Annotated in this window: 13 protein-coding genes and 2 pseudogenes; 8 read left to right on the forward strand and 7 right to left on the reverse strand. The window is 43.7% G+C overall.

The features are described 5' to 3' along the window. Together PSE7429_RS27295 and PSE7429_RS16995 are read right to left on the reverse strand one after the other, a co-directional pair. Window positions 1–177, reverse strand: a pseudogene (locus PSE7429_RS27295) (NF041680 family putative transposase); the annotation flags it as partial. 23 nt (window positions 178–200) lie between these two features. Continuing rightward, window positions 201–886, reverse strand: a pseudogene (locus PSE7429_RS16995) (IS1 family transposase). Between the two features lie 70 nt (window positions 887–956). Between PSE7429_RS16995 and PSE7429_RS17000 the strand changes: the two are divergent. From PSE7429_RS17000 to PSE7429_RS23820, 6 genes are all read left to right on the forward strand, one after another. Continuing rightward, complete coding sequence (locus PSE7429_RS17000; protein ID WP_052017735.1) at window positions 957–1,169, forward strand: MscL family protein; 213 nt, start codon at window positions 957–959, stop codon at window positions 1,167–1,169. Window positions 1,170–1,454: 285 nt separating this feature from the next. After that, window positions 1,455–2,501: a hypothetical protein gene (locus PSE7429_RS17005; RefSeq protein ID WP_040689228.1), complete on the forward strand. Its 1,047-nt coding sequence runs from the start codon at window positions 1,455–1,457 to the stop codon at window positions 2,499–2,501. A gap of 66 nt (window positions 2,502–2,567) precedes the next feature. After that, the gene (locus tag PSE7429_RS17010; protein ID WP_009628524.1) at window positions 2,568–3,815 is read left to right on the forward strand and encodes a dihydroorotase; all 1,248 of its coding nucleotides are present in this window, start codon (window positions 2,568–2,570) and stop codon (window positions 3,813–3,815) included. A gap of 154 nt (window positions 3,816–3,969) precedes the next feature. Next, the gene (locus tag PSE7429_RS17015) at window positions 3,970–5,517 is read left to right on the forward strand and encodes a hydroxysqualene dehydroxylase (RefSeq protein ID WP_009628525.1); all 1,548 of its coding nucleotides are present in this window, start codon (window positions 3,970–3,972) and stop codon (window positions 5,515–5,517) included. Window positions 5,518–5,573: 56 nt separating this feature from the next. Then, window positions 5,574–6,302 (forward strand): winged helix-turn-helix domain-containing protein, encoded by a 729-nt coding sequence (locus PSE7429_RS17020; RefSeq protein WP_009628526.1) that lies wholly within the window; start codon window positions 5,574–5,576, stop codon window positions 6,300–6,302. 812 nt (window positions 6,303–7,114) lie between these two features. Beyond that, a complete protein-coding gene (locus PSE7429_RS23820) occupies window positions 7,115–8,203 on the forward strand; it encodes a late competence development ComFB family protein (protein ID WP_009628527.1) in 1,089 nt (362 codons plus the stop codon). A gap of 162 nt (window positions 8,204–8,365) precedes the next feature. Here the strand turns inward: PSE7429_RS23820 and yidD are convergent, their stop codons facing one another. Beyond that, complete coding sequence (yidD, locus tag PSE7429_RS17030; RefSeq protein WP_009628528.1) at window positions 8,366–8,605, reverse strand: membrane protein insertion efficiency factor YidD; 240 nt, start codon at window positions 8,603–8,605, stop codon at window positions 8,366–8,368. Between the two features lie 74 nt (window positions 8,606–8,679). Here yidD and aguB point away from each other — a divergent pair, with 74 nt between their 5' ends. Then, window positions 8,680–9,534, forward strand: coding sequence for an N-carbamoylputrescine amidase (gene aguB, locus PSE7429_RS17035; RefSeq protein ID WP_009628529.1), 855 nt, complete (start codon window positions 8,680–8,682; stop codon window positions 9,532–9,534). A 91-nt stretch (window positions 9,535–9,625) separates the two neighbouring features. On the opposite strand, the gene PSE7429_RS17040 is transcribed toward aguB, so the two are convergent. Then, window positions 9,626–10,399, reverse strand: coding sequence for a metallophosphoesterase family protein (locus PSE7429_RS17040; protein ID WP_009628530.1), 774 nt, complete (start codon window positions 10,397–10,399; stop codon window positions 9,626–9,628). A 385-nt stretch (window positions 10,400–10,784) separates the two neighbouring features. Between PSE7429_RS17040 and truB the strand changes: the two genes are divergently transcribed. Continuing rightward, window positions 10,785–11,690, forward strand: coding sequence for a tRNA pseudouridine(55) synthase TruB (gene truB, locus PSE7429_RS17045; RefSeq protein ID WP_100228969.1), 906 nt, complete (start codon window positions 10,785–10,787; stop codon window positions 11,688–11,690). 99 nt (window positions 11,691–11,789) lie between these two features. On the opposite strand, the gene PSE7429_RS17050 is transcribed toward truB, so the two are convergent. The 3 genes from PSE7429_RS17050 to PSE7429_RS26395 all read right to left on the reverse strand — a co-directional run. Further along, the gene (locus tag PSE7429_RS17050; protein ID WP_009628533.1) at window positions 11,790–12,164 is read right to left on the reverse strand and encodes a type II toxin-antitoxin system PemK/MazF family toxin; all 375 of its coding nucleotides are present in this window, start codon (window positions 12,162–12,164) and stop codon (window positions 11,790–11,792) included. Beyond that, window positions 12,158–12,412 carry an AbrB/MazE/SpoVT family DNA-binding domain-containing protein gene (locus PSE7429_RS17055; RefSeq protein WP_009628534.1) on the reverse strand — a complete coding sequence of 85 codons (255 nt, stop codon included), beginning with the start codon at window positions 12,410–12,412 and terminating at the stop codon, window positions 12,158–12,160. The genes PSE7429_RS17050 and PSE7429_RS17055 overlap by 7 nt, the downstream gene beginning before the upstream one ends. A gap of 22 nt (window positions 12,413–12,434) precedes the next feature. Continuing rightward, the coding region (locus tag PSE7429_RS26395; RefSeq protein ID WP_158467649.1) for a hypothetical protein at window positions 12,435–12,643 on the reverse strand (209 nt) is incomplete at its 5' end.

A 12,643-nucleotide genomic window follows, 5' to 3' on the forward strand; every position in this document is an offset into this window, starting at 1 on the left:
GTCTCCTGCTAGCAATGGGCGAATGTCTTTGGGTATTTGTTCCACACACAGCCGTCTGAGCCTTCCTCGTCTTGGTCGACTGTCTTTTAATGATTCATATAAGCTTGACCATTTTCGCCGATACACCGCAGATAACGATAATTCCGCAAATGACTTTACGCTTGGACTGGTTAATAGGCGTTGCACAAATGAAAGATGAATCAAGCAAAGGTAGTAAATGATTTGTACTTAAGATAGTGAATTAACAAACGAATTGAATACCTCAACATTTCTTCCGATTTTGAATAACATAAAGTTTTCTGTGTAATCTGGCTAAATAATGTCTAAGTCTTGTGTTTTCACCCTCAACTCTTGTCATGTAGGTCTTGCTGATAATTTGATCCTCCGAGTTGATAAACATTTTGTAGACGCAGTAGCCATCAGTAACCCAGAAATAGCATTGCCAAACTTTAATCAATGCCCACAAGTTTTTAAAGGTTTGGCTACTCCTATCCCCTAATACCCAAGCCAATATGCCTTGACTAAAATGATTCACCGCAGTCCATAGCCAAATCAAGTTTTGACCCAACAAAGGTCTGGAGTTCATCTAGTTCACCCACATCAGGAATAGTTTCGATGGGGGGAGTGCTCTGGTAATTGTTGAGCTGCTTGCTTAACCCAGTTGATCACCGAGTTATGACTAACATCGGTACATCTCTCAATTTGTCTAAATCCCATGCCGTTGCAGTACATTTTTAGGCATATTCTTTTGACATCTTGCGAATATCCAAGCACTGAGTAGTTATCAATGAACTGACGACCGCAATCAGCACAAATATGTATTTTGTTTGTCTCCTCGTTTCCCATTTTTACGAATATGTGTTGAACCACACTTTGGACATTTCATTGTTTTTCATTGCTAAAACTCGTTATCTTTTATTTACTCATTCATCTCTCATTTGTGCAACGCCGCAAAATTGCAGATCAATGGTATTAAATATGGTGTATTTCTGGCTTCGGTGATTAATTTTATCGTCATTGCCCTTGTCATCTTTTCGATCATTCGTTCGTTTGAGGCAATGAAGCGCAAGGAGAAACGTGAGGAAGCTGTCGAGGAAGCAAAACCCGATCCTCAAGAACGTCTGACCTTGGCGGTCGAACGCTTAGCAGAAGTTATGGAATCCAAATAAAATATAACCACCTGTAATACCAATTCACGAAAGTGTTGTCACACTTTCGTGAATTAAAAACTCAACCTAGAAGGGTTTTTAAGTTGAAAAATGGCTACGCCATTTTTCAACTTGGTATTATACCAATTCACTGAAGTGAGCCAACACTTCAGTGAATTAAAAAACAAACCCAGTAAGGTTTTGAGATTCCCAAAATGGCAACGCCATTTTGGGAATTGGTATTACTCATCTGCTTTGCATATATTTACATTTTTGAGAAAGCTACTCCTAGACTGCTTGCGTATTATGCCATTTAGACAATTCAGAGCCAAAATTTATCGTTCCCTATGCCTATTATGTATAACTTTAGGAATTGCTATTGGTTTAAATGCTTGTATTAGCCCCAGTAATGACAAAAAGACTGAAGAAGCAAAAAGCCCCGTACCTATTTTCCTATTCCTTCAAGCTTCTCCCGATGGTAAGACAATTGAGGGCATAGTTCCTTCCGATCTAGTAGAACAGTTTGGCAGTCTGGATCGCGTAATTCAGTCGATTCCTGCGGGTAGTAAATTTTCCTTGATGCAGTTCGGAAAACCTCTGGGCACGTTTCAAGTAAGTGCCGTACGTGGCTCCGATGCCTTTGGCGCGATCGCTAGTTTTAAAGTGAAAACCCCAGATAATAATGACAAAAATAGTAATGACAATAGTAATGACAAAAATCAATCAGGCAAAAGCTTAACCCCTGAGGTACTGCGCCAGCCCAATTTAACTATTGTGGCTAGCGATCGCATTAACACCACTAGCGATCGCAATTATTTTTTTAACTGTCCTAACAAAATCCAGCCCCTAGTATTGGAAAAGTCACGGAATTTATTTGTGAAACTGGGCGCAAGTCCAGCCGCCACTTCCCAAGTATCAATCGCCTCACTCGTCTGTGCTGATATCAATGGGGACAATCAGCCTGAAATTATCACAGGGCTTAGACTCGACAACCCATTGCGTCCTACGGGATTATCATCTCAAGCATGGAAAGAGTTCCTATCGCTCCCAGCCATTCAACGTCAGGAATATAGCATGTTAGTCATGTTGAGTAAGGGAGCTAATGATGATTGGATTTCTGAACCAATTTTGACCCATACCAGAGCGCTTTCCTACGTTAATGATAGTGTGAGTAGCTATGCTCTCTACGGCATCCAAGAGGTAAATGGCGATCGCTATCCCGAAATCATCGTTCAAGAGATTGGTTTAAATTCTCTCGATGTGCGAGTATTTACTCCCAGCTTAAATGCACAGGGCAAATGGCAATGGCGTAGTTATTATCAAAATCAGCGATCGCTAAATATCGTTCAATAGGTAGCGAAGTTTTTCCTAGAGAGAAAAGCCCATCCCGCTATAAAGTAAAAAGAAAATCGTTTTGTTATGTCTTTAGAAAATTTCCTTGCGTATCCCACCCTCTTCAAGCAGGTACGCATACTTGATGCGGACTCGACCATAAATGATTCCACAACATTAAGCGATGTATTAATTGATCGCGATCGCCAAATTCATCTTGATGTTAGATCCGATCAAATTCCTGAAAACACCCATATAGATGAGCGTTCGGGATTGATTTTAGGAACTGGAGCGATCGATCTTTACAGCACGAGTTGCGAACCAGGACATGAATCCAGAGAAACCATTGCCGAGTTAGTCGCTGCTGCGAAGAATGGCGGTTTTAGCAATGTCGGGATTTTGCCCAATACCCAACCCGCGATCGATGATATTGCCGCCTTGGAATTTTGGCGAAATATCCAGCATAAATACGGCAATATTCTGCAACCTTGGGGCGCTATTACCAAAGGATTGGAAGGCAAACAACTTACGGACATGGCGGAGCTTGCCGAATCCGTAATTGGCTTTACCGATAGCAAACCCCTAGGCAATCTCCTGTTAGTGCGCCGAGCGATGGAATATGTGAAGCCCCTAGGCAAGCCGATCGCTCTATTCCCTCAAAATCCCGAATTGGCAGGAAGCGGCGTAATCCGCGAAGGGAGATGGTCTTTGCAATATGGCATGACAGGCTATCCCGCCGCCGCTGAAACCTCCTCTCTCGCCGCGCTCATTGAGCTAGTTCGCCTCACCCAAGCGCCCACCCACTTCATGCGCATCTCGACGGCTCAAGGGGTAGCCTTACTCGCTCAAGCAAAAAATGATGGCTTACCCGTAACGGCAAGTACGAGCTGGTTGCATCTCTGCCATTGCGATCGCGATTTAGGAAATTACGATCCCAACCTGCGCCTCATGCCTCCCCTCGGCAGTGAAGGCGATCGCCTAGCTCTGGTGGCTGGGGTCAAATCAGGAGCAATTGATGCGATCGCCATCGACCATACCCCCTGTGCCTATGAGGAAAAAGTAGTTCCCTTTGAAGTCGCTCCCGTCGGTGCGATCGGTCTGGAATTTGCCATTCCTGTTCTTTGGCAAAACCTCGTTACTACGGGATTATTAACTGCTAGCGAACTATGGAAAGCGCTGAGCCTTAATCCCGCCCAAATTTTCGGAATCACGCAGCCACCACTCTCAACCCTTTTTGATCCAAATTTGGCATGGTTAGCTAGCGAACAAGCGATCGCCTCGCCATCAAAAAACAGTAGTTATTTTGGGCGATCGCTCGTTGGCAAAGTCCTATAAAACTCGCCAGCAAGCATTTATAACTGTTTCCGCTTGTGTTAGAACCCCAAGAAGAGAATGGCACGAAGTGCCATTCTCTTCTTGGGATATAGAGTGGCGGCGCAAAGCTCTGCCATTCTATAAATGTTTTTTGAGGATAGGTTATCGTTATGGCATGGAGATCGGCTTTAAGTCCGAAGAAAAGAAAAAAAAGACAAAAATGATAGACAAACCCAAAGTAATTGTAGTTGGTGCAGGTTGGGCGGGATTGGGGGCAACCTATCAACTCGCCAAGCAAGGCTATGACGTAACCTTGCTGGAAGCAGGATCGCAGGCAGGAGGACTAGTCGCAGGTTGGAAAACCGCAGAGGGACGCGCCATCGAAGCGGGCATTCATGGCTTTTGGTATCCCTATCGAAATATTTTTTCCCTCGTCAAAGAATTAGAACTCGATCCTTTTACGCCTTGGACGAGATCAGCGCAATATTCACCCGCAGGATTGGAAGTCGAATCACCAATTTTTCAGGACTTGCCACGTTTACCTTCACCTCTGGGGACTTTTGCCTATACGCAGTTTAAAAGATTGCCCCTCAGCGATCGCTTAACAGCCTTACCCCTGATGTATGCCGTCATTGATTTTGACAACTCCGAAGCTGCATGGAAGCAATATGACGGGATGACCGCACGCGAGCTATTTCGGCAATATGGCGTGTCCGATCGCCTCTATCGCGAATCCTTTGAGCCCATGCTGTTGGTCGGGCTGTTTGCCCCGGGAGAACAATGCTCGGCGGCAGCCGCGATCGGAATGCTCTACTACTTTATCTTGGCGCATCAAGCGGACTTTGATGTGGTTTGGTGTCGGGGTATGGTTGGCGAGAAGATCTTTAAACCTTGGTGCGATCGCATTACCGATCTGGGCGGCAAAATCTTGACCGATCGCCGTGTCAGCGACATTAGAACGGATGATACGGGCAAAGTGACGGCAGTAGTCTGCGGCGATGAAATCTTTGCAGCCGATGCGGTAATTTTCTCCGTCGGCATTTCAGGAATGCAAAAAATCGTGGCAAATAGTCCAGCTTTGCAAAAGCGGCAAGAGTTTCGGAACTTGATGAATTTAGGGGCGATCGATGTGTTAGCCGTCAGATTATGGTTCGATCGCCTTATTCACATTCCCCGTCCATCCAATGCCTGTTTTGGGTTTGATGCAACTACGGGCTGGACATTTTTCGATCTAAATGCCCTTCATGACGAGTATGCCGACGCTGCTGGCTCCGTTGTAGAAGTGGACTTTTATCACGCCAACCAATTCTTGCCCCTTGACGATGCAGAAATCATAGCGATCGTGCGGAAATATCTCGCCTCTTGCTTACCAGAATTCGACCAAGCCCAAGTTATCGATCGCAGTGTGGTTCGCCTCCCCCGTGCTGTTAGCCATTTCGCCCCCGGAAGTTATCAGCATCTATTAAAAGCCATCACCAGTTTCCCCAATTTATATATGAGCGGCGATTGGGTAATTACAAATCACGGCTCTTGGTCGCAGGAAAAAGCCTATGTCACAGGATTAGAAGCAGCCAATCTCGTCATCCAACAATTTAGTCAGGGGAACTTGACCCAAATCCTCCCGATCGAATCCGATGAACCGCATATCCAGCTAGCCAGATCGCTCAATCAAAACTTAAAGGACATAGCAAAGTCAATTTTTCTTAACTTCCGATCTACATAATTAGAGCCTAATCAATGTAAGATTAGATACGGTTAGACCAACCTAGATAAAAATTTATGCTCTTAACAGAACAAGCTCCATCGACTTCTAAAGCTACTGTTGGTTGTGTCTTAGTGGTAGAGGATGAAGCGATCATTCAGGATGCGATCGCCTTGGCTCTAAGGGAAGAGGGATATACAGTTTTTCTGGCGGAGGATGGTTACAATGCGCTCCAAATTGCTAAAACCGTTGCAAGACTGGATTTGGTAGTTTTAGATGTCATGTTACCTTCTATTAATGGGTTAGATTTCTGCCGCATTTTGCGTCACGAGGGAAACAATGTCCCCGTTTTGATGATTAGTGCGAGAGGAAATGAATCCGATCGCATTGTGGGGCTAGAAGTTGGAGCTGATGACTATCTGAGCAAACCTTTTGGAATGCGCGAGCTAGTGGCTCGCTGTCGAGCTTTACTACGTCGTAGCCGTCGGGACTTTGTAGCCACCAATGCTACGGTTTATAAGTTTGGCGATGTCACCATGTATCCCGATGAATGTCGCGTGACGATCAACGACGCAGAAATAAATTTATCTCCAAAAGAATTTCGTTTATTAGACTTATTTATGAGTCATCCCCGTCGTGTCTGGTCGAGAGAGCAGCTTCTCGAAAAAGTATGGGGAGTCGATTTTGTCGGTGATAGCAAAACCGTAGATGTTCATATTCGCTGGCTGCGGGAAAAAATTGAAGCCGACCCTAGCGATCCTAAACATATCGTCACCGTCAGGGGCTTTGGCTATCGGTTGGGATAGGCAAAATCCGCTCCTTTAGGCAAGCTTTTTAGCTAACAAAAAAAGAAGATAATTGCGGCGCTTTGCGCCGCAATTATCTTCTTTTTTTGGGATATAGGTAGCTAGGCGCAATTAAAGATAAAAGCCCAAAACCTGTAGCGCACGCGCAGCTTGCGCTACAGGTTTTGGGCTTTTAATTATGCCCAACTACTTAGCAGTTCCCAACCAAAGAAGAGAATGGCGGTGCTTTGCACCGCCATTCTCTTCTTTGGTTTTATGTACTAATAACACTTGGTGAAATTTATATATCACTTATATCAAATTCTTTAATTTTTAATTTTAATTTTAATTTTTAATTTTATTTTTTTGAGTTTATTTTTTGATTTTCAAGGGGCTTCACACCTTAGATTTACGACATTTGCACAGTTCATTTTTTGGTAATTCTTGATAGTTTAGACCAAGGTAAAGAGTCTAACAAAAGGTTTTTCTGAGACATAAATCAGCCTATTTAACTATAACGAAATAATTAAATGCGACCTGAATTAACAAAGAATAAAAAAAGAATAAAAATCGGACAAAAATCGGGGATTTACTTGTAATCATCAGCAACTATACATCCTTTAAACAGGTTTATATAATTTTAGATAGTAGCAAGTAGATAATGGGATGCTTATATTTATGTAAATCATAAATACATGAACTTTTGATCGATCGCCGTATATATACCTATATATTGATTCTCTAAGAATTTGTTAGTTAATAAAATTTAGACTTTTTTACCTGTCGAAAAGCGATCGAATTATTCGGTCTAATGCTCGTCAAGGTGTAAAACGATGCTTGGATTTGTTAATGTTTTAGAGGAAATTCTGGTTAGAGAAACTTACATTCAAATTGAAGAACTTCCTCCCGAAAAACAACCTAAGGTCAAAGTTGCTGAGGTAGTAGCCTATGCACTCAATCGCCTACCTCCATTATTTGCTACATCTATAAATGGATGGCAGTATCAATATGCCTATGCCGTAAATGAATTGAGTCCACAGATTTCCCAATCGGTCAAACATGGTATCAAAACAGTCCTATTTGGCGATCCACTCCATGATCTAACCCCGTTACCTAACCATCTATTTACTAACAGCTCAGGCGTACTATATCAACTAAGCCAAATTCTAGGGCGCAGACATTTACGGTGGCGAGATGTCCCGGCCTTAGTTGAATCAGTAATTAACCAATCTCAATACGTCAGCAAAAATAGCGGTCAAACGATAATCCAATCTGACGAGGCAACTGTCGTACAAGATATCAGTCATTTAAATCGTCAGCAAAAAGCATTAATTTCTAGTTCGCGACGTTTCATGGAAAAACAATTAATCAAAAAACAACAGGAACTCAGACAAAGAGAATTAAACCAGTATAGCTATGAAGCCCAATGGCAGATGTATGGCAATTCTTGGGCTTGGGAAACAAAGATCAAGGATGCTGCCGAAATGGAATATCGAGCGCTCCAGTCCTATACTTTGCAAGCTCAATTAGGGTTAGTCAATGTTTTAGAGCATCTAATCTTTAGGGCGATCGAGCAGGTGACAAAACCAGAGCTATTCGCAAGAATCAATCATTCTGAGGTAGCAGCCTATGCGCTCAATCGATTGCCTCCGATGTACGCTACTAGCGATCGCGGATTTAAGCATTTAAGACAACGGGCAATTAACGAATTTGCTCGCGAGCTAGTGGGAGCCGTACGGACAGGGATAATGAGAGTCTTACAGGTTTCCTATGCTGACGTTCCCCCGATCTATGCCTATCAGTTCGAGCAAGAATATATCCAATCTATGCAGCAATTAAACTACCTTTTCAAACGCAATGACATCTCACTCCATAATATTGTGGCGATCGTGCAGGATTTGCTAGCACGCAAATCCGCATGAAGATAATGGCGGCGTGAAGCGCCGCCATTATCTTCATCAGTTCTGAGCCACAGCCATATTAGACCAAAGCTGAAAATGGCTACGCCACTTTCAGCTTTGAAAACCCTTACTGGATTTGGTTTTTAATTCACAAAAGTGTTGTCACACTTTCGTGAATTGGTATTACAAGGGATCATCTTGCTGAATTGGTAATTCAGGCACAGGATCGTAACCACCTATATGCCAAGGATGACAACTACAAATTCGTTTAACAGCTAGTCCTCCTCCCTGCCATAGCCCAAAGCGATCGATCGCCGTTAGCGCGTATTGTGAACAGGTTGGTTGAAATCTACACCTCGGCGCAAACAATGGAGAAATAAACAATCGATAAAACTGAATCAGTAAAATGACAAGTTTTTTCATGGATCTTTTCGTGACTGCGGTAGTCTAAAGATAAAGCTATAGCCACATATTAACGTCTCAATCCTATCCCGCTAATGTCATCTCCTAGAACTGCTACGATCGCTGTTATTCAGACCACTCTGAATGCTGATGTTACGACTAATGTCGCGAAGATATCTGAATTAGTAAGTAAAGCTGCCCATCAAGGAGCGCAGATAATCTTGCCACCAGAATTATTTGAAGGTCCCTATTTTTGTCGGGAGGAGCAAGATCGCTTTTTTGCTTGGGCTCAACCCGTTGAAAATCATCCGACGATCATTCATTTTCAACATCTTGCCGAAGAACTTAATGTCGTGATTCCCATATCATTTTTTGAGCGATCGGGACAGGTCTATTACAACAGTCTTGCCATGATCGATGCTGATGGCTCATTGTTGGGAGTCTATCGTAAAAGTCACATTCCCGATGGTCCTGGGTACGAAGAAAAGTTTTATTTCCGAGAGGGAGACACGGGATTTAAAGTGTGGGATACGGCTTTTGGCAAGATTGGTGTGGGTATCTGTTGGGATCAGTGGTTTCCTGAATGTGCGCGAGCAATGGTGCTGATGGGAGCGGAAATTCTGCTGTACCCCACCGCAATCGGTTCCGAACCCGAAGAGCCAGATCTCAATACCAAAGACCCTTGGCAGAGAGCGATGATCGGTCACGCTGTGAGCAATGTCATTCCCGTGGCGGCGGCAAATCGGATCGGACTAGAAGGAAATCAAACTTTTTACGGTCATTCTTTTATTGCCAATCATCGAGGCGATAAGGTTGCGGAATTTACCGATCGCGACGAAGGTGTAATTTTAGCTAGTTTCGATCTCAATCAAATAAGGTTAAATCGAGCCTCTTTTGGCTTTTTCCGCGATCGTCGCCCCGATTTGTATCAGGTTTTATTAAGCCCCTAATACCAATTCACGAAAGTGTGACAACACTTTTGCAAGCTCCAGATAAGAGAATGGCGGCGCTTCGCGCCGCCATTCTCTTATCTGGGGCTGTTTAAACCCAAGACCAGCGACGTTTGGGCGTGCTAGTCCTACCGACTTCTTGCCTTTGCGCTCGCGTTGGCATCGGTTCAATTACCGTCGTAATATCGGATAGTGGGTTTACCCTCAATTCATTGGTAAAGGTATTACATTGATAAACCGTGGCTGTATCTAGATCCAAAGCTGATAACCAACCACTTTTGGGATGATAACCACCAGTATCAATATCTAACCATCCCTTACCTAATACTAAATTTCCAGGTTTTACCCCCGGAAAAACAAAGGTAATCGTATGCCCAGTAATAATTATCTTGTCTTCAAAGAAAGGTTCTGTTGCGCTATGGAACTCTTCGCGAATCCAGCAAAACTCTGCTGCCCCCTGCAATTCGAGGGGTAAGTTAGGGTTTAGCCCCGCATGGACTAGCCATGCATCGCCCAGATCAACATAGAGAGGTAATTGCTGCATCCATTCGAGATGGGACGCTGGCAGCTTTTCTTTACCATAGCTCTCTAAGGTGTTAGATCCACCATTTAACAGCCATCCTTTCCAAACCAAAGAACTTTCATTATTATTAAAAGCATCGAGACACATCTGCTCATGATTGCCTCTCAGGCAGGTGTGCCCGTTCTCTATCACCCAACTGACAACATCGCAACTGCGATTACCGCGATCAATTAAGTCGCCTAAAAAGAACAATTTGTCACTAGGACCACAATTAATAAAGTCGATTAACTTCATTAAACCGTCATATTGACCATGAATATCGCCAAATACAAATCGAGTCAACTTATCTCACCCCATAACAAATGGTGACGGAAAAAAATCAAGTATTCAAATCTAACGACGGGTATCAAGATGGACATCAATTAAGGTGTAGTGGTCTAGAGGATGGAGCAAGACTGATACAACTTTTTTTAGGAAACTATTTCGATCTACGCTCTCTATCTTATGACAATTTTTTCTGACTTTCGCCCTATTTTTGTTACCTTTGATGATAGGTGATACTGTCCTTTTACTTTAAATAGAAACTAAGATTACCCTAGATTTCCAACAATCTAACTACTAAATATTTACTGAGATCGATACTCTCTCGTTTCTCCATCAAGAATTAGTGTTCTGGCGCAAAACATCAAAACACTAATTCTTCGCCAATTCTTCATTGATGTTTTATATGTTTAATGGATTTATTAGTATCGATAAGCCCCCAGAAATTACCGCCCATGATTGTGTGAGTAAATTAAGAAAGCTCTTGAAACAAAAGAAAATTGGTCATGGTGGTACGCTCGATCCGATGGCTACGGGGGTTTTACCGATCGCCGTTGGCAATGCCACCAGACTTCTGCGATTTTTACCAGATGGAAAAGCTTACAATGCAAAAATTCGTTTTGGCATAGTTACCAATACCGATGACATTACGGGTGAGGTAATTAGCGATCGCCCCTGTCCCCATTTGCCCCTTGCCGAAGTCGAACAAGCTCTAGCTTGCTTTCAAGGCAAAATTATTCAGCGACCACCTGCTTTTAGTGCAATTCAAGTCAATGGTCAACGACTATACGATTTAGCGCGTAGGGGGGAAATTACGGAGTCTGATATTCCCACGCGATCGGTGGAAATCACGGAAATTCGCTTACTAGGATGGACGTTGGGAGATTATCCAGAACTAGATGTGGCGATCGCCTGTGGGGGTGGCACATATATCCGCTCCATTGCCCGAGACTTAGGAGAAAAGCTTGGCTATGGGGCAACACTATCGTCACTTAGACGCACCCTTAGCAATGGGTTTGATTTGAATTCTAGTTTGTCCTTTGAGCAGGTCGATGCACTATTGCGATCGCATAGCCTTGAAGTTCTCGCGCCCGATAGGGGATTACATTTTTTGCCCAAGGTCATACTGAAGGAAGAAGATAGCAAACGCTGGCGCATGGGTCAAACTGTCTCAAGGCAATCTCCTCTCCATAATGAAGACATCCCCTCAGGCTATGTCAGGATCTGCGATGCTGAGCAGAATTTTTTGGGTATTAGTGAGGCTAATGACAATGGCTTTCAACCCATCGTCGTTTTATATCCTATAAATTAACGTGAGTTCGGAAAAATCAAAGTCCAAAAGTAAAAGCCTTGCTAAGCAAGGCTTTTACTTTTGGACTTTTAAAATTTGCCAACTTAACCCGAACTGACGTTAAATTTGAATAATCTGGTTGAGCCGATCGCATACTTGAATAAACAGATCGTTTGGCAATTTTCCTAGGGGATGAGGCTTAGCGCCCCGCAACCGCCAGTCAAAGGACTTGGGCTGATGGCACAATACATAACTAATCTTCGCAGCTTTACTTCGCGAGGCTTTGCCCACCGCAACCGCAAAGGGATTGTCCGCATTATAGGAGGCTGTCGTCATAGGTAAGCCAATCACGATCGCCGTTTTGTCATTAAAGATGCGTGGGGATAAAACTAAAAAGGGGTGAATATCTCGCATCTCTTTACCAACTTGCGGATTGCAATCAATCCAGACAATGTCTTGGCGATCGGGAACCCAATTTTTTGCAGCTTTTACCACTGTTCAGCGCCAAGCCTTTGGTTGGAGATCATGACCTCGCCACCGTGACGAGTAGAGTCAAATTGAGCGAGCCTTTCTTCTAGGGTTAATGGAGGGTGAGGCACTGGGGCAATTATCACCTGTCCATCAACCACCGAGAGCCGAACGCGCTGATTGACTTGCAAATGCGCCGCTCTTGCGATCGCGGCGGGTAAGCGCACACCGAGGTTATTTCCCCATGTTTTAATATCGAGGATTGCTTCTGTCATAGCGACGACCTATCTTGTATGTTTAAACAATCGTATAGACATCATAACGCTTCTTTTGACAAAAAATAAAACCAGTGCCACCACCAAATGTATAAGAAGAGAAAGTTGGCGCAAAGCGCCAACTTTCTCTTCTTAGGGTTTGGTGGTCCATTCTAAAAAAAGCAGCAGGTTTGCGTAGAACATAAAAGCCCAAAGATGAGTGGCGGCGCTCCGCGCCGCCACTCATCTTTG

Origin of the sequence: Pseudanabaena biceps PCC 7429, assembly GCF_000332215.1 — a bacterium.
In the GTDB taxonomy this organism is placed as follows: Bacteria; Cyanobacteriota; Cyanobacteriia; order Pseudanabaenales; family Pseudanabaenaceae; genus Pseudanabaena; species Pseudanabaena biceps.